Raw genomic sequence first — 19,038 nt, 5'->3', positions numbered from 1 at the left:
GGTCGGGCTGGGCGCGATCTTCCTCTAGCTATGCCCCCGAAATCTGGTTGACGGTTGACGGAGGTTGACGATGGCCCTCGTGAGCATGGCGACCTTCGGCGAAATGCACGGCGCCACCAAGCAGGCTGTTTCCAAGTGGAAAGCCAAGGGGGCGTTGAAGATCGTGGACGGAAAGATCGACGTCGAGGCGTCTGATCGGCTGATGCTCCACCACGGCCTGGGGCGGTTCGCGGAACCGTCAACCAAGGCGTCAACCGGCGCGCAAACCGTCAACCGTCAACCGTCAACCACGATGACGGCGTCAACCGGCCTCGCTCAGGAGATCAGCGACCTGGCATCCGACGTTGGTGACGAGTTCGCCAGCCTGCCGGGCCTTCAACGGTTCGTCGCCGTCATCGCGGCCGGCGGCTATTCCAACGCCGTCGAGGCCGAAACCGTCAAACAGAATGCGCTGGCGCTCAAGCACCTCTTGGACGCCCGCGTGAAGGCCAACGAACTCTGCGACATCGCCGACGCCGAGACGGCGCTTTTCGAATCGGCGCGTGCATCACGAGATGTCTGGATGGGCTTCGCCGACCGCGTTGGCCCGACCATGGCCGCTGAGCTGGGGATCGAGCCGGAGAAGTTGGTGGAGGCACTGACGGTTCATGTCCACCAACAGCTTGCCGAAATGGGCGAACCCGAAAACCCGTTCGGAGAAGCTGGCTCGCCTGGCGCTGGCTTCGCGGCGCGGGTTCACGCCGCCGCCGAGGATGAGCGTGCCGGATTGGGCGGACGAATATCGGAAGCACGCCAAGCAGGCGGGGAACAGCCGGGGGAAGTGGAGAACTAAGCAGGTCGAGATCGCGCGCGGGCCGATGCTCGCCGTCACCGAGCCGGGCGTCGAGATAATCTCGGCGATGGTCGCGACCCAGCTGCTGAAGACCTCCTTACTGGAGAACACCTTCGGCTATTTCGCTCACCTCGACCCCTGCCCGATCCTGATGGTTCAGCCGAAGGAAGAAGCGGCCGAGCAGTTTTCGAAGGAGCGGATCGGCCCACTCATCCAGGCCACGCCTGTCCTTCGTAGCCTTGTCGGTGACAGCCGGACGCGGCGGTCGGATTCGACGCTGGTCTATAAGGGCTTCCCCGGCGGCTATCTCGCCCTCGTCGGCGCGGGCTCGCCCACCAACCTGGCCAGCCGGCCGATCCGTCTCGTCCTCTACGACGAGGTCGATAAGTATCTGCCTCTGAAGGAAGGCGACCCCATCACCATCGGCGACGAGCGTTTGGCTACGGCCGGCACGCGCGGCCTTAGCATTCGGGTTTGCTCGCCAACCTATTCCGGCGAAAGCCGTATCGAGCGCAGCTATGAGGGCTCCGACCAGCGGCGCGCCTCGGTCGAATGTCCGCACTGCGCCTATCGTCAGTTCCTCGACTGGTCATCCGTCCAGTGGCCGAAGACCGAAGCGCCGGGCCTCCCCCGCGAGCACCAGACCCACAAGGCGCAGATTTTCTGCCAGGGTTGCGGCGTCGGCTGGACCGAGGCCGAACGACTCGGCGCGCTGCAGACCATTCGGTGGCACCAGACGCGGCCGTTCGTTTGCTGCGGTGAGCGACAAGACCCGCGCGAGGCCTACGCCCGAGCGACAAAGGAATGCCCGACCGATCCCGTCGAACAGGTTTGGGACTGGTGGGCGGCTGACCGATACGCGGTCTATCGCGCCAAATGCTGGACTTGCGGCACGTGGGGTGTCGACAACAGCCACGCCGGCTTCCAGGCCGGAAAACTCTACAGCCCGTGGCCGCGCGACCGGCCGGCGAAGATCGCCGCCAAATGGATCGAGGCGCAGGGCGACGAAGACCTATTGCAGACGTGGTGGAACACCCAGCAGGGTCAGCCCTATCGCCGCAACGCCGGAAAGGCTGTTCAGGCCGAGATGCTGGCCGCCCGCCGCGAGACGTGGGCTGAGGGCGAGGTGCCCGATGGAGTCGCCATTCTCACGGCCGGCATCGATACGCAGGACGACCGCATTGAGATCGAGGTGGTGGGCTGGGGTCGCGACCTCGAGAGCTGGTCCATCGACTATGAGGTCATCCCCGGCGCGTTCCGCGATCCACACACCCAGCACCTGCTGGACGAGTATCTGAAGCGCCGCTTTCGACGAACAGACGGACGGGCATTCACGATTGCCGCCGCCTGTCATGACTCCGGCGGGCACCACACGGAATCGGTCTACCGTTTCTCGATCGACCGGCTGGCCCGCCAAATCTGGGCTATCAAGGGCGCCAGCGACAGGCCAGGCCAACGCTCACCGATCTGGCCGGCGAAACGCCCGACCGCGAAGAACAAGGAAAAGTTCAGGCCCTACATCATCGGCACGCAAGCCGCGAAGGATCTGGTCTCCTCCCAACTTCAGGTCGAGAGGCCCGGCCCCGGATACATGCACTATCCGCATGACCGGGACATCGGCTGGTTCCACCAGATCACGGCTGAGCGGATCGGCGTGAAGGTAATCGGCGGTCGCAAAATACGGTTTTGGGAGCCGATACCGGGGCGCGCGAACGAAGGCCTTGATTGCCGCGTCTATGCCTATGCGGCTCTCGCCGGCTGGATGGCGAAGGGCGGCAAGCTGAACGCCCTCGTCGCCCAGATCGCCAATCTGCCGCCGCCTGAGCCTCAACCCGTCACCGACGACGATGACGACGGGTCGACTTCATCCGCCGCCGCGCCCGAACGCCGCCGCCGCGCCGGACCCCAGCGCCGGGTCGTGAAGAGCAGCTACATGACCAGGGGATGAGATATGGCCGAACCGACCAGAGAAGAGCTGGAGACCGAGCTCGCCCGCCTGAACACCGTCCTGTCGTTCGGCCTTGTCCGCGTCCAGGGCGGCGACCGCTCGAAACAGTACGACCTCTCCGAGACCCGTCGCCGCCGCGATGAGATCAGAGCCGACCTGGGGCGCCTGACATCCGGCCGCATGGTCCGTCAGGTTCGAACCTACAGCACGAAGGGCCTCTGACGTGGCCTGGCCGTGGACCAGAAACGCGGGCGCCTCAAGTTCGCGGCCGTCACGCGGGCGGTCGAAGGCGCGAGCGTTCGGCTTCGAGGCCAGCCGGTTCGGCCGCCGCCTGAAAGGTTGGGTCGCCGAGCGGCGCAACATCAACTCGCTCCTGTCGTCAGGCGGCGATCAGCTCCGCGCAAGGGCACGCCAACTGTGCCGGGAGAACCCCTACGCGGCTAACGCGCTAGAAGCCTTTGCCTCGGCGGCTGTGGGAACGGGCATCAAGCCGTCGCCCCTCAACATGGACGCCGAGACGAAGAAGGCCACGATGGCGTCCTTCCTGTGGTGGACCGACGAGGCTGACGCTGATGGTCAGACCGACCTGTATGGAATGCAGGCCCTGGCGGCGCGGGCCATGTTCGAGGCGGGTGAATGCTTCATCCGCCGCCGTGTCCGCCGGCCGAGCGACGGCCTGAGCGTTCCGCTGCAGCTTCAGCTTCTCGAAGCCGAGATGTTGCCGCTGACCCACAACGAGACTCTGCCGAACGGCAATGTCATCCGCGCCGGCATCGAGTTCAACGTCATCGGTCGCCGCGTCGCGTACCACTTTCTACGCAGCCACCCCGGCGAAGCGTCGATGAACTGGCGCGGCATGGAGCGCAGCCGCGTCCCTGCCGGCGAAGTGCTTCACCTGTACCGCCCGCTGCGTCCCGGCCAGATTCGAGGTCAGCCTGGCATCACGCCGGGCATGGTCCGCCTGTATCTGCTGGACCAGTACGACGACGCCGAACTGGACCGGAAGCGGACGGCGGCGATGTTCGCGGGGTTCATCAAGAAGGTGCGTCCCGAGGACGAGCCCGCATTCAACGGTCAGCCGGAAAGCGCCGGCGAAGGTCTCAGCGAGACGTCGGTTGAGGCGAGCATTGCCGAACTTCAGCCAGGCACCATGCAGGTGCTGCTTCCGGGTGAGGAAGTCACCTTCAGCCAGCCGGCCGATGTCGGCGGCGCCTATGAAGCATTTCAGTTCCGCAGTCTGTGCGCCATCAGCGCGGCGGTCGGTTTGCCCTACCATACCGTCAGCGGCGATCTGTCGAAGGCCAATTACGGCAGCCAGCGCGGCGGCCAGGTCGAGCAGCGTCGCCGCATGGACCAGTTCCAGCACATGACGCTCATCTTTCAGATGTGCCGCCCCGTCTGGGAATGGTGGCTGGAAGCGGCAGTGCTCGTCGGAGCCGTGCCGATCTCGCCGGCGCAATGGATCGCCGAGCGGAACAAACTGGTCGCCGCCAAGCACATCCCGCCGTCTTGGCCTTGGGTCGATCCGCTGAAGGATCGCCAAGCCCAGGCCCTCGCCGAGGATCGTGGCTGGACGTCTCGCTCGGACATCATCGAGGCCGAAGGTTTCGACCCCGAAGAAGTCGATGCCCGGATCAAGGCCGACCGGGACCGCGAGGCTGAGCTCGGCCTCACCTTCTCCAACACCGCCGCAAAAGCGGTCACGCCCACCGCCGTTCGTGAGGACGAGCAGGGCTTTTCTGTCACCGCATAGGGGCTTCACATGGCGGTCATCGTCGAAAACCAAACCATCGTGCTCACCGGCACGGTTGGCGTTCTCTACTGGGACGAACCCGGCTTCACCGCTGCCGAGGTCGCCTTGGCCCTGGCCGAAATCGGACATGACACCGATGTGCAAATCCGGCTGAACAGCGACGGCGGCTACGCCTCGGAGGCCGCTGCGATCCACGCCGCACTGGCGCGTCACGCCGGCAAGGTCACGGTCGTGATCGAAGGCATCGCCGCCTCGGCCGCGTCGCTGCTGGCGATGGCCGGCGACGAGATCGTGATGGCGCCGGGATCAATCCTGATGATCCACAACCCCGCCACCATGACGTGGGGAACTTCGGCGGATCACGAGACCTCGCTGCGTTACCTGAAGGCGTTGGAGAAGAGCTACGCGGGCATCTACGCCGCCCGCTCTGGCCGCACCGTCGAGCAGTCCCTGGCCGACATGCACGCCGAGGTTTGGTTCGCGCCCGAGGATGCGGTCGCCGCCGGTTACGCGAACCGCGTCGGCAACGACGACGGCACCGGCACGGGCGCCGAGATCATCGAGTTCCCAGAGCGTGAGCCCGACCCCCTCGCCTTCACCATGCTTCGGCACGAGCCGGGCGCATTCCGAAACGTCCCCGAGCAGATCAAAGCGCTCGCGGTCGCCAACGGCTGGGGCAAGCCCCGGCCGACCCAGGCGGCAGCCGCCGCAGCCCCCAAACGTCAGGAGCCTACCATGACGACCAAACCCACGGGCGGCGACAGCACCGCCGCACCGATTCCGCCGGCGCCGGACGGCAATGCTGTCGCGACGGCCCGCTCGGAGGCCCTGGCCTATGCGCTGGAGGTCAATGACCTCTGCCAGATCGCCGGCGTCCCTCAGCGTGCGAAGGCCTTCATCGAGGCCGAGACGCCCGTCGCTGACATCCGCAAGGCCCTCGCCTCCAAGCAGGCCGCCGATGCCGATGAAGACGAAATCAGCGGACTGCACGCGCCTGTGCGTAGCGGACGCTTCAGCCTCGCCGCGAGCATGCGGCGCCGCGTCGGCCTGAAGGAGGCCTGATCCATGACCCCGATCAACCTGAAGACCGAGACCGACGTCGTTAAGACCGAAGGTCCGAACCGCTATTCCCGCGACGAGATCGTGATCGCGTCCGGCTCCGGCATCGTCGAAGTCGGCGCCGTGCTTGGGAAGGTGACGGCTACCGGCAAGTACAAGCCCGTGGCGCCCACAGCGACCGACGGCACACAGGTCGCGTCGCGCATCTCGCTGGAGAAAGTCGACGCCACCTCTGCCGACGCCGTCCGCGTGGTCGCCCTGTCGCGTCTCGCCGAGGTCGTCCAGCAGGCGCTGGTCTGGGCCGGCGGCGTCACCGATGGCCAGAAGGCCACTGCTCTCTCTCAACTCGAAACCGTGGGCATCGTCGCCCGCCGGGGGGTCTAAGCCATGTCCACCGTTCATGACCTGATGAGCGCGCCGGAGTTCGCCGACGCGCAGCTGACGGAGGCGATCAACATCCCTCCGTACCAGACCGGCCGCCTCGCGCAGCTCGGCCTGTTCACTGACACCCCGATCGCCACCACCTACGTGAAGGTCGGCGTTAAGGATGGCGATTTCACCATCATCCCGTCGCGCGAGCGCGGCGGGCCGACGAACAAGAACATGAGCAAGCGCCATGCGCAGGCTCTGATCGAGATTCCGCACTTCCCGCTGGAAGACGCTATCACGCCGTCGGACTTCCAGAACCTGCTGGCCTACGGCCAGGAGCGTCTGTTCGAAACCTTCGGGGGCGTGCTGAACGGCAAGCTGATCGAAATGCGCGGCAAACACGACCAGACCCACGCCCACCTCGACTGGGGTGCGCTGAACGGCCTGATCCTCGATGCCGATGGGTTCGAACTGCTCGACCTGTACGAGACCTTCGGCGTTGACGGAACGCCGCAGTCGTTCGCACTGGGCACGGCCGGGACCGACGTGGCGAACGTCACCCGCAACCTGAAGGCCGATATCCGACGCGCTCTGAAGGGTGCGCCGATGACCGGCGTTCGCATCCTGGCGGGCGAGAACTTCTTCGCCCAGTACGTCGGCCACGCCACGGTGAAGGACGCCTACAAGTACTTCTCGTCGCAGCGCAACCCGAACCGCGACGCGCTGGACGACGGCTTCGATCACGGCGGCGCCGTTATAGAACGGGTCGATGAGGAGTTCGCCGTTCGCCTGGCCAACGGCACCTTGGAAACCCGTCCGGCCATCAACCCGAACGAGGCCATCGCGATCCCGTTGGGCACGCCGTACTTCAAACGTTACGTCTCCCCGCCGGACACGATCAACGACGCCAACCAAGCGCCGGACCCCGCCGCCAAGGTCTTCGTTTCGACCGACGAGCGGCCCCACGGCAAGGGCTACGACGTCCACACCGAATCCAACGTGCTACCCGTGGCCCTGCGTCCGCAGGTCATGAAGCGCCTGACCCTGTAAGGAGGGCACCGTCATGAACATCCGCATGAAGCGCGACTTCTCCTATCCGGTGCCCGGAAATAAGGGCATCCGCCGCACGCTGCCGGCTGGCTGGGTCGGCGAGGTCGACGACGAGGTTGGCGCCGCTGCCGTCGAGGCTGGCGCGGGCGTCGACACGGATAAGGAAGCGGGCGAGCCGGAGAAGGCTGACAAGCCGAAACCGTCGCCCAAGGCCTAAGACGATTTCGGCCGGGAGGTCTCTATGAGCTTCAGCGACCTCCTGGCCGATCTCGACGCCACCGTCTTCACGGAACTGGCTGACGATACAGCCGCCATCTGGTTCCGAATGGAGGGCGTGGCCTATACGGTTGCGGCCATCCTCGAAGGCGGCGAGCGGGGGACGTCCGCCGGGGGCATGCCGACGATGATGGCGGGCATGACCGTCAGGCTTTCCGCTGCCGAGATCGCGGCGAAGGCGCCCGATCTGTCGGGCCTCGAACCGCCGCAGATCGCCGCGCTCATTCCTCAGTTCGCAAATATCTGGCCCGCGCCGCCGCCTCGGCCGATGGCGGGCGAGCGCATCACGATCAACGGGCGGCATTTCATCTTCCACGGCGAACCCTGGCTTGACGAGGCGCAAGGCGGACGCGATTGGATTTGCCCGGTCACTCGGGAATGAGCACCGTTCGCGGCGTCTCGTCATGGGGACGCCAACTCGGCACCACGGGGGATCGTGGTCTGGTGATGACCGTCGAGGGCGCCCCGACGAGCGACCTCGGCCTGGCTTTGCAGGGCAAGCTGCAGGACAGCATCGACGCTCAGCTGCGCGACCTCCACGGCGCATATTGGCGCGCCATGGAGCGGGTGGTCGAGGCCGGGAAGGGCCGCCTCCGGCAAGACATCATCGGCGGCGGTTTTCACCGAGCCCAGGCCCTCGCCAACACCTGGCGCGGCAACGTCTATCCGAAAGAGAAGAACTCCCTCGACGTCGCCGGCTGGCTCTACAATCGCGCCAGGCTGCTGATCGAAGTCTTCGACACCGGGGCCGTGATCAAGGTTCGCGGGAATGCGCAGTTCCTCGCCATCCCGGTCGGTCCCTCCAAGGCCATCGTTCGTCGCCTGCAACAGCAGAAGCGCAAGGGGCTGATCGGGCGAGACAGCTGGGGCCGGTTCGAAAAAGACGACAGCTATGTGGAGCAGGTCGCCCGAGCGCTCGGCGTGGACCTGGTTCCGATCATCGCCGCTGACCGTCAATCTGGCGTTCTCGTCGCTGCCGACAACCGGACCCTGACCGCCACAGGGCGCAACGCCAAGAACCAGAGCGCCGCTCCGACCCCCCTGTTCGCCCTGGCCAAGACGGCGACTCTCGGCCGCAGGATCAAGGGCCGCGCCCTGCTAGACGAAATCCTGAACGGGTTCCCCGGCGACTTCGTGCATGCGCTCGCCGGCGAGATGAGCGTGATGCAGCGAGAGGACTGATGACTGAAATCCGCGATGACATCGCCACCCGCCTGGCCGACATCGTGAGCCAGGCCCTGAACCTGCCCGTGCCGATCAACGAGCCGGAACCCAGCCGTTGGACTGAGGTCAAGGAAGAGGCCAACAACCCCGCCGGCGCAGCCCGGACCATTCTTCGCGCCGTCGCGGTCCAAGACGAGGGCGCGCCAGACAGGCTGGCCTTCGTGCGCGGCGCGGTCTCTGATCCGACCGACGAACTCGAAGTCACGCTGGTGATCGCCTACGCCGTCCAGATCAAGCCCGGCCAGGGCGACGACATCGCCAAGCTTCGAACCGAACGCCGCCGGCATCGCAGGTTGGAGGTCGCGGCCATCGTCGCCGCGATTGAAGCCGACCGCACCCTCGGCCTCGCCCTGGACACCTGCGCCGAGATCGATCCGCCCGCCTACGAGGACGAGATCACCTTTCAGAACGCCCTGCCCTGCGCCACGGCGCTGATCCCTGTTCGCGTCCTCTACACGGGCGCGAACGCCGCCTCCTGAAGGACATCCCGATGCCCAAAGACGCCGACACGACCGCCGCTGACAAACCGGGTTCGTCATCCGCCGATGCCGCGCCGCCGAAGCGCGACCCGCTCGACCACGACGGCGACGGCCGCAAGGGCGGCGTTGCGCCGCCGCCAGCTGTTCAGCATCTGGCGGTGACCCAAGATGATTCCGCACGGCGTCTCGTCCACGGTCAGGTGATCGCGGTCTCCGACGCCGACGCCAAGCTGTTGCTGGCGACCGACAGCGTCCGCGTCGCCACCGACGCCGAGGTCGAGCTGGCCCAGCCCTTCGTCCATTCGTGGACGGCCTGACCTTCCCCTAACGGAGCCTCCGTCATGACGACTTCGAACGATCCGCGCGGCCGTCTGGCCGAACTCTACAGCGCCTCGCAGACCGCCTTGATCACGCCGGCCGCCGCGCCCGGCCAGACCTTCGTCCGCCGCCACTTCTACGACTTCTCGCCCTCGCCCCAGGAAGAGCCGCAGGACGACGAACTGATGGGCGGCGGCTTCGCCAACAGCATCGACGCCCGGCCTGGCGCCCCCGACGTTCACCGTGCGTCGGTTCGGATCGCCTGGCCTCTGGACCTGATCCAGATCGGCTGGGCCTTGTCCGAACTTCTCGGCCTGCCGTCGACGGCCGGAACCGGCCCTTATGTCCACACCTTCGACAGCGCGTCGGTCCAGGTCCCGTCGCGGACCTTCGAGCGGAAGCTGACGCCCACCCAGTTCGACGGCGCGACCGGAGCGGTCGCCCGGAACCTGCAGTTCCCCGTCGGTTCGGATCGCGGCTACACGCGCGTCACGGCCGACTACTTCGCCCGCGAAAGCCTCGAGCAATACGGCGCCTCCATCGCCGGCACGCCGACGACGCCCACCATCGCCAATCGTGTTCCGCGTTCGGTCGGGACGTTGAAGCGCAACGGCTCGGCTTTCGCCGCCGTGATCTCGGGTGACGCCACCATCGCCAACGTCCTCGGCGAGGATAGCTACCACGGGTCGAAGTTCGTCGACGACGTGCAGGTCGAGGGTCGGACGGCGGCGCTCAACCTGACTGGCCGGTTCAAGGGCGCCGCCATGCGCGATATGGGCAAGATCGCCGTCGGGGCCTTCATCCAGGACGCCTACGATTTCGAGTTGGAGTGGGCGCTGTCGGCTTCGATGAAGCTGGTCCTGACCATTCGCAACGTCCGCTTCGCGCGGGTCGGCATCGGCACGAGCGGCCCCGGCCGTCTGGACGTTCCGCTGCGCGGCCGCGCCGAAATCGGAACCGCCGCCTCGATGGTGACGGCGGTGCTGACCAACAGCCAGGCGACCTACGCCTGATGCAGCCCAAGCACCCCGCCTGGGAGGCGCCCGAACCTCAGTGGGTGCCGATGGCGCCCGGCGTCAAATGGCTGCTGCGCCGCCCGGACGGCGCGGACAAGATGGTCGTCACGGCCGATGTGCAGCAGGCCATGTCGCGCATCTACCAGGGCCGCGCCGAGTTGGAAGCGCTGGGCCTGGAGCCCGAGATGGCGGATCAGGGGCATGTCCTGAGCCTGGATCAGATCGTCGGCTATAGCTCGTTGCTGACGGCGGTGCGCTACGCCAACCTCTGCCTGATCGACTGGTCGGGCGTGGAGAACCAGCAGACCGGCGAGAAGATCGACCCCGCCGATCCCGACGCGATCCACGACGCCCTGGTCCACGGGGCGCCGGGCAGCGACTCTCCGCTGCTCACGCCGTTCCTGGCCTGGATCGACCAGCCCAAGCGCCCCATGGGCGCCGAAACCATTCGTCTCCGCGCCCTGGCGAAGGACCACTGGTCAGGCGGTCCCGCGCGCTGCCGGGCCTGCGTGGACGAAGGCGACAAGTGCGCCAAGGGCGGATCGGTCGAGGGCGAGATTTGCCCCCGCCTGCAAAACGCCCCGCAGACCCCGGAAGGCGTCGCGGCCTGGGACATCGCCCATACGGCCTCGGGGATATGGGAGCGCGCGGGCATGACGGGCGTGATCTCGGGACTGCGTTATCGCGAAGCCCTCCTGCTGTTCGAGGGCCAAGTCGGGGACAACCGCGAACAGCTGGACTTCGCGGCGGCGTTCTCGGCCTTCCGGGCCATCGAGGCGGGGCGGCTGGAGGCGGAGGCCGAACAGGCAGATGCCGACACCAAGTCGAAGGACTGACATCCATGGCTGACGGCGGCGGCATCAACCTTCGGCTGTCGCTGAAGGGCGCGGAACAGGTGCGGGCGGAACTGGCCAGCATCGGCCCGGCCGGCAGTCGCATGGCGCGCGATCTCGACCGCGCCCTGCGCCAGCCCACGAGCGGAATGAAAGCCCTGGACACGGGCATGCGGGAGGCCAAGTCCGGCTTGGACGGATTTGCGTCTAGGGCCGGCCCGGTCGGGTCTGTTTTGCAATCGTTCGGCCCGTGGGGACTTGCCGCAGCGGCGGGCTTCGCGGCGGTCGCTGCGGGGGCCGCCTCCGCTGTCGCTATCGCCAACGACGCGACGCAGGCGGCTGCTGCCTTGACCGATGCATCTGACAGGATTGGGGTCGGCACGGAGGCGCTACAGCAATGGCGCTATGTCGCCGACGAAACCGGCGTTCCAGTCCAGGCGCTGGAGGCTGATCTCGAAAAGCTGAACGGCACCCTCGGCAAATTCAAAGCTGGGATCGGCGACGCAAAGCTGAAGCCTTGGTTCGATAAGCTTCAGATCAGCAAGGGCGATCTCGACAGCATTCAGACAGCTGATCAGTTGATGCTGATGATAGCGGGTCGCCTTGAACTGATCAGCGATCGGTCCGAACAGGTCGCTGCGGCGCGGGCATTCGGCATTGAGGCGTCCTTGCCGGCGCTAAGGCAGGGGGAGGACGGGCTAAGAGATTTACTGTCTGCCTCGAAGGACTTGGGAGTCGTCTTGGACGCCGAGACCGTTCGCAAGCTGGATGAGGCGGACAGAAAAGCGGAGTTGGCGGGCCAGCAGCTGAAGACCATGGCTTATGGGGCCGTCGAGCCGTTGGCCACATTTCTTGCCAACGCGGGCGCGCGGCTGAGCAACTTCATCGTGGAGATGGACCGCGTATCGAACAAAGGACCGGGCTGGGCTGTCTCACTGCAAAACTGGACAAGGTTTCTGCCTTTCAGCCCCAACTACTCGCGAGCTTGGCAGGCGGGTATCGCAATGGGTAGCCGACACGCCACGGGCATTGATCAGGGCGTCAGTGGCGTCGATCAGGATGATCCGGCGCTGCGGCGACAGTCGGCAGCTATCACGCAAAGTCTCAACCGAAAAACCGGCGGGAATGGCGACGGCGGCGCCGGTGGCGGCGGCGGCGGCGGTGGAGATGGCGGCGCCGCACGTCGTGCCGCCGAGGGCGAACGGAAACAGCGCGAGATCGAACGTCTTTACGAGCAGCTTGACCGCGAGGTCGTGTCGTCTCGCCGCGACGTCACGCAGGAGCGCTGGTCGGGCGACGCGCCGACGGATCGCGCCCAGCTGGCCAAGAGCCTGGCCGCGCTGGACCGCAAGGAGCGAGACGACAAGATCGAGGAGATGCGGAAGGACCTTGAGGCCAAGGGCGCGATGGACGAGCGCCGCCAGCTTCTCTTCCAGCAGATCGCGGAAATGAATGCCGAGACAGACGCCCTGGAGGATGGCCGCATCATTCAGGACATGACGAATGCTCAGCGGGAGGCCGCGCTCGAAGCGGAGCGCGCGCAGAGCGATATCCAGGCTGAAATCCTGTCGCTTGCGTCCGCCAACGCCAAGACCTCGGACGAGCGGCGCGCCATCGAGCTGGACCTTCTGGAAATCGCGCAGCGCCGCCAGAGGGCCGAACTTGAGGCTGCAATCGCGGCTGAAAGAGACCCGATGGAGAAAGCGCGCAAAATGGATTTGCTCGCCCGCCTTCCAGCACTTCACGCCGCCCAGCGCGAGAGGGTGATACGCGATACCGCCGGACCCTTTGAGGCGTGGCGCAACAGTCAGATGACCGGACCCGAAACGCAACAGTGGCTTGAGGCCAAGGCCATCGAAGCCCTCGACGGCGTGAACAAGGGTCTAATCGACGCCTGGTCGAATGCAACGAGCGCCGGTGACGCCTTCAACCGCATGGGCGCTGTGGGGGTGTCCGCCCTGACGAAGATCAAGGACGCGCTGCTGGAGGTCGCGATCCAGCAGTTGATGATCAAGCCCCTGACCAACGCCTTGTTCGGCGGCGGGTCGTCGGGAAGCGGCGGTTTCCTGGGCAACCTGCTGTCCAACATCATGGGCGGCTTCGGCGGCGGACAGTCCGGCGCTCCGGCTGTCGGCGACACTGGCGGCCTTCTGCCTGGCGCTTTGATGAAGGGCATGGCGCGCGGCGGCGTGCAGGGCGCGCGCGGGTTGGTTCCGGTCGGTGAACTCGGCCTGGAGCTGATGGACATGCCCGCCGGAGCCCGCATCTACGACACCGAGCGCAGCGAGCGCATGCTTCGCGACGCGGCCATGGGCGGCGGCAGTCGGGGCGGGATGGTCGTCTCTCCCCAGATCAGCATGCCGGTGACGGTCGTGAACAACGGGTCCGAGAAGCTTCAGGCCACGACGCGGCAAACGCCGGAGGGGATCGACGTGATCCTTGAGCCGATGGTCCGCAAGGCCGTCGGCAAAATGGGCGCGGACGGCTCCCTGGCGAAGTCCTACCGGCAGACCCCCAAAGGGAAGGACCGCTGATGGCGAATGGTCTGTGGAACGCCGGGTTTCTTCAGGGCGCGGCGCACTGGCTTTCGGCCGGGGCCTTGTCGGTCGACGAGCAGAACCGGGGCGCGCCTGGCCGCGCCGTTCTGCGGGCGTCGAAGGTCGTGCCGACCTCGGGCGCGTCGGTTCAGGTCGAGCCGGCCGCCGCGGATCGGGTTCCCGTGTCGCCAGGGCAGACTATCGAACTGTCGGTCGGTGCGCTCGGATTGCTGGGGACGGTCGAAACGCCCGTCGCGCCGCGCGCCTTCGCGAACTTCTACAATGCCGGCGGCGGGGTGATCGCAAGCCGCCCCCTCACGGTTCGGGCGCCGGAAATCGGAACCCACAGCCCTGGCCGGGCCGGTGTGCGCGGCAGCTTCTATTCGGTCCTGCAGCGAGAGATCGCGCCGGCCGCGACGGTGAAGGCCGGTCTTTGGGTCGAGGCTCAGTCCACGGCCGCCAACCAGACGGTGACGGTCCTGACGCTGAAGCCCATGCTGGCCGTCGTCGAGACAGGGCGAGCGGCCCCGTTGCTCTGGACGCCGGGACAACACGACGATCCCGACCTCGCCTATCAAGGCTGGCCCGACATTCTGAAGCCTTTCCGCAGCGGCGCGGGCGGCGAGCCCCAGCCAGGTCGGGTCGAGTATCAGTCCGGCGCAGGACGGCCCAAGTCGCGGCGCGTCGCCCTGGACCCCGTTCGCAAGTTCGTCGGCCAGGTCCGATGCGACGGCGTCGAGCGCGCGGTGCTGGAGCAGTTCTGGCGCGAAGGGCCGGGCGACTTCTGGATGGTGGAACCCGACACGGACCGCCTCTGCATCGCCAGCTGGGCCGCCGATGGCGCGCCCGTGATGGTCGAACAGCGCGGCCCGACCTGCATCATGCAGGTTGGCCTTTGGATGGAGACGGCATGACCGACGTCACCGAAGACATGGTAGAGGCCGCCTGGCGACGCGAGGAAGAGCCGGTCGCGCAGCTGATCGTGATCCGGTCCGATGCGGACCCCGCGCCGATCATGGTCACGGACTGGCCCGACGGTATCACGTCCAACGGCGCGAACTATCCCCACTATCCGTTCGAACTGGTCTGGCACGGCGCCAGCAAGGAAGACCCGTTCGGCAAGGGCAAGTTGACCATCGGCAACGTGGATCGTCGCATCGAGGAAGCCTGCGACGCCGCCCTGACGCCGCCGGAAATCGACCTTTCTTTGGTTCGGGTTGAAAACCCGGACGTGGTCGAAAGGGCCGTGCTGGGCGCCAAGGTGCCGAACGTAGAGGGCGACGCTATGCAGGTCAGCGCCGTGATCCGTCCGCGCGATTTCAGCGAAGAGCCCGCCTGCGCCGTCAAATACGTGCCTTCGACCACGCCGGGCATGTTCTGACCATGCTGATGACCGTCCCGGCCGATCTGGAGGATCGGGCGGCGGACCTGATCGGACGCCCCTTCCTTGCGAAGGGCGACGCGCCTTCGGGGTGGGATTGTCGCGGCCTGGCGCGCTGGTGCCTTCGGGAATGGTGCGGCGTGACCGTGCCGGACTATCAGGACCTCTACGCCGCCGGCATCGTTTCGCCAGGCGGTCGGCGCGAGCGGGCGCGTCTCCTGGCCGAGGGGCTGGGCGCCACATGGCGGCCGGTCCAGCCGCAGCCCGGCGCCGTCGCCCTGCTCTCGTGGCTGGGTCAGGCGGGACACGTGGGCTTCATGCTCTCGGCGACCCGCATTCTCCATGCCGACATCCGCGTCGGCACCGCGACGTTCGATCTGACCGATCCGGCCGCCGCCTACAGGCTGAAGGGCGCTTTCGTCCCCGCCTTCGTCACCGACATCCGCCACGCCTGACGGCGCGGCCAGACTATCGTGAGGTCCCATGGCTGACGGCTGCGTTCCTGTCGTTCTGTCACCGGAGCCGTTCGCGCGCACGACGACCTATGTCGAGGCGCCGGCCGGCTGCACGGTGCGGACCATGCTGACGTCGGCGGTCGCGCGCGGGCATCTGAAGCTGGACGATCTGGCGCGGACGAACATCTATGTCGATGGGGTTCGCCTGGACCGCGACGACGCCCTGACGATGGTCCTGCGCGAGGGCCAGGTGATCAATGTCGTGGTCGAGCCGCTCGGCGGGGGCGGGGGCGGAAAGAAGGACGTCGGGCAAATCCTGCTGACCATCGCCGTGATCGCGGTGAGCATGTGGGTCGGCGGCCCGGCAGGCCCTCTGAACGCCTGGCCGATGCTGGCGCGTCAAGTGGCGGCGGCGGCCGTTCTGACGGCCGGGCAGATGGCGATTGCAGCCATCTTCAAGCCGGAGACCAATGTCGCCAAGGCGAACGACCGCTACGCCCTGTCCTCTGCGTCCAACCAGTATCGGCAATGGGGCTCCATGCCCCTGGCGCTGGGCGAGGTCGTCGTCGCGCCCGACCTGGCCGTCAAGACCTTCACCCAGGCGCTCGGCGAGGACCAATGGATCTACGGCATCCTGGGTCTGCACTACGGCCCTTGCACCGCTGAAGACCTGAAGATCGGCGACACGCTGGTCAGTTCGATGGGCGCCGGCGACGTGCGTGTCGCCTATCACCTGACGCCAGGCCCCCGAACCTTCTCCATCGTCGCCAACGACACGGACCAGCTGGACCTGCAGGAGGAGTTGCCGGGACCTCAGGACGGCTCGACGCCCGTCGTTCGGGCCGCTTCGGCGGAAGGCGAGCAGTTCGAGTTCGATTTCTTCATGCCGCAAGGCCTGTATTTCGCCAAGGACGACGGCCGCAAGCTGGCGGCCTCTATGACGGTGTCGATCCGCTATCGACCGATCGATCAGAACGGCGTGCCGACAGGCGCGGGCGCCTGGGCGAACGGCCTGACGATTCCCCTGACGTCGTCGTCGAGCGACCCTTGGCGGTTCACGCGGTCGATCTCTTTGCCGCTCGGCCGCTATCAGTTCGAGGTCAGGCGGTCTCCGTCGGAAGACCCGAACCCCAAGCGGAGGTGCGATATCGGGTGGACCGCTATCCGAGCCATCGCCTTCCGCAAGCCGGTGATGGACGAGACCCTGTCGCTGATCGAGTTCGCGGTGCGGGCCTCGGCTCTGAACCAGGGCAACCTGGCGCCCTTCACCTGCAGGATCACGCCGATCTGCGAGACTTGGACCGGCAGCGCATGGGGGCCTCCCGCACCCACGTCCAACCCGGCGGCGGTGACGCGATGGCTGATGACCGGCCCGGCGCCTGCGCTGCCGCTGTCCTCGATCCAGGCGGATATGGGGCTGCGCACATGGGCGGCGCTCTGCGACCAGTATAACTGGAAGGCCCACATCTATCTGACCGAGGACCGCAAGCAGGACGCGGTTCTGCAGCTGCTCGGCATGAACGGCCGGGCCTCCCTGTTCTGGGACGGCACGCAGCTGGTGGCCTCGACCTGGACCGAGAAACCCGCTCCGCGCCAACTGTTCGCCGGCTCCAACCTGAAGGATCACCGCTGGGAGATCGTTTTCCCCGACCCGGTCCACGCGCTGCGCGTCGAGTTCCAGAACATCGACCAGGGCGGCGAGGCCGACGAGGTCTACGTCTATGCGGATGGTTATGGCGAGACGGCCGATCCGACGAAAGTCATCGAGGCCGCGACGCTGGTCGAGGCCCTGCGTCTGGAAGGCCAGCAGACGATTGAGCGCGCCTACCGCGATGGGCGGTGGAACCTCGCCGCAAGGCTGCATCAGCGCCGTGTCGATAGCTGGTCGACCGACATCGAGCATATCGTCTGCCGCTATGGCGACCGGGTTCGCCTGGCCTGGGACCGGGTCGGAACCGCCAATGCGACGGTGAGGAACCGCATCTGGTCGGGCGGTCTGGTCTCCGGTCTGCGTCTGAGCCAGCCCGTCCGAATGGAGCCGGGCCGGGCCTATGCGCTCGATCTGCGCCTGCCTGATCAAGTGCTGACCGGCGTCCCGGTGGTCAATCCCGCGACGACGGAGCCAGTCGTCACGCGCATCGTCAGCTTCGCGGACCTCCGCAACCCGAACGTCAGTCCCCGCGGCGGCGATCTGATCGCCTTCGGCGAACCCGAGCGAATCAGCGAGGATGTCGAGGTCATCGGTATCACGCCGGGGCCGGACCTGACGGCCACCCTCGTCGGCATCCGCTATGTCGCGCCGCTGTTGATGGCGGCCGAAACCGGGCCGATCCCGCCGCTGCAAAGCCGCCTGACGCGCGAACGGTCGATGGACCCGCCGACGCCGACATTGCTCGGCTGGCAGGCCGATGCGGAAGGCGTTCGGATCGGTTTCTCCATGCCGCCTTGGCGCGGGTCGCCGGTGAAGAGCTTCACGGTGCGGTGGCGCCAGACGCCGGCGGCGGGGCAGTCGTCGGCCTGGGTTTCCCTGCCGGACCTGCCCGCCAACGCCATGACGGCGGTTCTGCCGCCTCTGCGCGAGTTGCCGGCGGATGCATCCGACGTGACGAGCGCTCAGGTGCAGATCGTGGCCGTGACAGCGGACGGCCGGGCGTCGGTCCAGCCGCTTCAGGTCACGGTCTACGAGAAGGCCATCCAGAAGCCCCTGGCCGGCGACTGGTCGGTCACGCAACTGACCCAGGCTCCCGACGGGTCGCGCCAGTCCGGCTTCCTCGTCATCGGTCTGGTCGGATCGGTGAACCCGCGCCGTGTGACGGTCGAGTATGGCGCCTCGGAAGATGGGCCATGGGACGCCGCGTTCGACGGCCCTCCGGTCGAAGGCGTGGTCCGTGCGCCGATCCTCGGCATGCAGCCTGGCGCGCAATGCTGGATCGCCATCACCTACTGGACAGCGCAAGCCGCCGCGCCGAGCGACCGTGGGGTGATGGGGCCATACACGGCCCCAAGCTTGGTCGCCGGCGACCTGTCCCCCGAGAGCCCGGTTCGGATCGCGGTTACGGAGATCACCGACCGCCTTCAAGACGTCGAGCAGATCAGCGCGGCGAACGCGGCGGCGGTGGCGGACCTTGAAGAGGTCTACGGCGACACGGCCAGTTCGGCGGCCAATGCGGCCCAGGTCGCGGCTGACAAGGCGGCGGTGATTCAGGCCAAGGCGGATGCGATCATCGCCAAGGACGGCGCGGTTTCTGCGAGAGCGGACGCGATCCTGGCGAAGGCGGACGCCATTTCGGCCAAGCAGGAGTCCGTGGCCGCCTCCGGCGCCAGCGCCACGTCCGCCTCGCAGGCTGGCGGCTTCAAGACGGCGGCCGAGGCCGCAGCGGCCGTCTCGACCTCGCAGAAGCAGGAAGCCGTCGCGGCGCTCAACGCGATGGGCCGTCAGAACCTTGTCGCGCGCGAAAACGTCACGAACCCGGCTGACCTCTTCTCCGTCACCACGGGCGGGACCTCC

Annotated in this window: 19 protein-coding genes; all 19 read left to right on the top strand. The window is 67.0% G+C overall.

From position 1 onward, the window contains the following. Positions 1-70: 70 nt before the first annotated feature. Entirely contained in the window at positions 71-832 is a 762-nt protein-coding gene (locus DI624_RS04125; protein ID WP_291536193.1) for a hypothetical protein, read from the top strand. Further along, positions 753-2,780, top strand: a complete 2,028-nt coding sequence (locus DI624_RS04120) for a terminase gpA endonuclease subunit (RefSeq protein WP_291536298.1) — start codon at positions 753-755, stop codon at positions 2,778-2,780. The genes DI624_RS04125 and DI624_RS04120 overlap by 80 nt, the downstream gene beginning before the upstream one ends. 3 nt (positions 2,781-2,783) lie before the next feature. After that, complete coding sequence (locus DI624_RS04115) at positions 2,784-3,002, top strand: hypothetical protein (protein WP_291536191.1); 219 nt, start codon at positions 2,784-2,786, stop codon at positions 3,000-3,002. 1 nt (position 3,003) lies between these two features. Next, positions 3,004-4,533 carry a phage portal protein gene (locus DI624_RS04110; protein ID WP_291536189.1) on the top strand — a complete coding sequence of 510 codons (1,530 nt, stop codon included), beginning with the start codon at positions 3,004-3,006 and terminating at the stop codon, positions 4,531-4,533. 9 nt (positions 4,534-4,542) lie between these two features. Further along, entirely contained in the window at positions 4,543-5,595 is a 1,053-nt protein-coding gene (locus DI624_RS04105) for a head maturation protease, ClpP-related (RefSeq protein ID WP_291536187.1), read from the top strand. Positions 5,596-5,598: 3 nt separating this feature from the next. Then, positions 5,599-5,976: a head decoration protein gene (locus DI624_RS04100; RefSeq protein ID WP_291536186.1), complete on the top strand. Its 378-nt coding sequence runs from the start codon at positions 5,599-5,601 to the stop codon at positions 5,974-5,976. 24 nt (positions 5,977-6,000) lie between these two features. Further along, positions 6,001-7,011: a major capsid protein gene (locus DI624_RS04095; protein ID WP_291536184.1), complete on the top strand. Its 1,011-nt coding sequence runs from the start codon at positions 6,001-6,003 to the stop codon at positions 7,009-7,011. Between the two features lie 13 nt (positions 7,012-7,024). Beyond that, the gene (locus DI624_RS04090; protein ID WP_291536181.1) at positions 7,025-7,228 is read left to right on the top strand and encodes a hypothetical protein; all 204 of its coding nucleotides are present in this window, start codon (positions 7,025-7,027) and stop codon (positions 7,226-7,228) included. Between the two features lie 24 nt (positions 7,229-7,252). Next, entirely contained in the window at positions 7,253-7,669 is a 417-nt protein-coding gene (locus tag DI624_RS04085; RefSeq protein WP_291536180.1) for a hypothetical protein, read from the top strand. Further along, complete coding sequence (locus DI624_RS04080; RefSeq protein WP_291536179.1) at positions 7,666-8,469, top strand: DUF6441 family protein; 804 nt, start codon at positions 7,666-7,668, stop codon at positions 8,467-8,469. The genes DI624_RS04085 and DI624_RS04080 overlap by 4 nt, the downstream gene beginning before the upstream one ends. Continuing rightward, entirely contained in the window at positions 8,469-8,990 is a 522-nt protein-coding gene (locus tag DI624_RS04075) for a hypothetical protein (RefSeq protein WP_291536178.1), read from the top strand. Before DI624_RS04080 ends, DI624_RS04075 begins: the two co-directional genes overlap by 1 nt. Positions 8,991-9,001: 11 nt before the next feature. Then, positions 9,002-9,307, top strand: coding sequence for a hypothetical protein (locus tag DI624_RS04070; protein ID WP_291536177.1), 306 nt, complete (start codon positions 9,002-9,004; stop codon positions 9,305-9,307). A gap of 24 nt (positions 9,308-9,331) precedes the next feature. Beyond that, on the top strand, positions 9,332-10,321 hold the full coding sequence (locus DI624_RS04065) for a phage tail tube protein (RefSeq protein ID WP_291536176.1): 990 nt from the start codon (positions 9,332-9,334) through the stop codon (positions 10,319-10,321). After that, the gene (locus tag DI624_RS04060) at positions 10,321-11,160 is read left to right on the top strand and encodes a hypothetical protein (RefSeq protein WP_291536174.1); all 840 of its coding nucleotides are present in this window, start codon (positions 10,321-10,323) and stop codon (positions 11,158-11,160) included. Before DI624_RS04065 ends, DI624_RS04060 begins: the two co-directional genes overlap by 1 nt. Positions 11,161-11,165: 5 nt before the next feature. Further along, entirely contained in the window at positions 11,166-13,691 is a 2,526-nt protein-coding gene (locus tag DI624_RS04055; RefSeq protein WP_291536173.1) for a hypothetical protein, read from the top strand. Beyond that, positions 13,691-14,608: a hypothetical protein gene (locus DI624_RS04050; protein ID WP_291536172.1), complete on the top strand. Its 918-nt coding sequence runs from the start codon at positions 13,691-13,693 to the stop codon at positions 14,606-14,608. The genes DI624_RS04055 and DI624_RS04050 overlap by 1 nt, the downstream gene beginning before the upstream one ends. Further along, the gene (locus DI624_RS04045) at positions 14,605-15,075 is read left to right on the top strand and encodes a DUF1833 family protein (protein ID WP_291536171.1); all 471 of its coding nucleotides are present in this window, start codon (positions 14,605-14,607) and stop codon (positions 15,073-15,075) included. Before DI624_RS04050 ends, DI624_RS04045 begins: the two co-directional genes overlap by 4 nt. Positions 15,076-15,077: 2 nt before the next feature. After that, positions 15,078-15,530: an NlpC/P60 family protein gene (locus tag DI624_RS04040; RefSeq protein WP_291536170.1), complete on the top strand. Its 453-nt coding sequence runs from the start codon at positions 15,078-15,080 to the stop codon at positions 15,528-15,530. Positions 15,531-15,558: 28 nt separating this feature from the next. After that, the coding region (locus tag DI624_RS04035; protein WP_291536168.1) for a hypothetical protein at positions 15,559-19,038 on the top strand (3,480 nt) is incomplete at its 3' end.

This window comes from Brevundimonas sp., assembly GCF_003248455.1.
Taxonomy (GTDB): Bacteria; Pseudomonadota; Alphaproteobacteria; order Caulobacterales; family Caulobacteraceae; genus Brevundimonas.
Note: the sequence above shows the minus strand (reverse complement) of the source record. Positions and strands in the feature narration are given on the sequence as shown.

Coding starts and splice junctions, on each gene's coding strand:
- DI624_RS04125 (WP_291536193.1), top strand. CDS start 71: ATGGCCCTCGTGAGCATGGCGACCTTCGGCGAAATGCACGGCGCCACC.
- DI624_RS04120 (WP_291536298.1), top strand. CDS start 753: ATGAGCGTGCCGGATTGGGCGGACGAATATCGGAAGCACGCCAAGCAG.
- DI624_RS04115 (WP_291536191.1), top strand. CDS start 2,784: ATGGCCGAACCGACCAGAGAAGAGCTGGAGACCGAGCTCGCCCGCCTG.
- DI624_RS04105 (WP_291536187.1), top strand. CDS start 4,543: ATGGCGGTCATCGTCGAAAACCAAACCATCGTGCTCACCGGCACGGTT.
- DI624_RS04100 (WP_291536186.1), top strand. CDS start 5,599: ATGACCCCGATCAACCTGAAGACCGAGACCGACGTCGTTAAGACCGAA.
- DI624_RS04095 (WP_291536184.1), top strand. CDS start 6,001: ATGAGCGCGCCGGAGTTCGCCGACGCGCAGCTGACGGAGGCGATCAAC.
- DI624_RS04090 (WP_291536181.1), top strand. CDS start 7,025: ATGAACATCCGCATGAAGCGCGACTTCTCCTATCCGGTGCCCGGAAAT.
- DI624_RS04085 (WP_291536180.1), top strand. CDS start 7,253: ATGAGCTTCAGCGACCTCCTGGCCGATCTCGACGCCACCGTCTTCACG.
- DI624_RS04080 (WP_291536179.1), top strand. CDS start 7,666: ATGAGCACCGTTCGCGGCGTCTCGTCATGGGGACGCCAACTCGGCACC.
- DI624_RS04075 (WP_291536178.1), top strand. CDS start 8,469: ATGACTGAAATCCGCGATGACATCGCCACCCGCCTGGCCGACATCGTG.
- DI624_RS04070 (WP_291536177.1), top strand. CDS start 9,002: ATGCCCAAAGACGCCGACACGACCGCCGCTGACAAACCGGGTTCGTCA.
- DI624_RS04065 (WP_291536176.1), top strand. CDS start 9,332: ATGACGACTTCGAACGATCCGCGCGGCCGTCTGGCCGAACTCTACAGC.
- DI624_RS04060 (WP_291536174.1), top strand. CDS start 10,321: ATGCAGCCCAAGCACCCCGCCTGGGAGGCGCCCGAACCTCAGTGGGTG.
- DI624_RS04055 (WP_291536173.1), top strand. CDS start 11,166: ATGGCTGACGGCGGCGGCATCAACCTTCGGCTGTCGCTGAAGGGCGCG.
- DI624_RS04050 (WP_291536172.1), top strand. CDS start 13,691: ATGGCGAATGGTCTGTGGAACGCCGGGTTTCTTCAGGGCGCGGCGCAC.
- DI624_RS04045 (WP_291536171.1), top strand. CDS start 14,605: ATGACCGACGTCACCGAAGACATGGTAGAGGCCGCCTGGCGACGCGAG.
- DI624_RS04040 (WP_291536170.1), top strand. CDS start 15,078: ATGCTGATGACCGTCCCGGCCGATCTGGAGGATCGGGCGGCGGACCTG.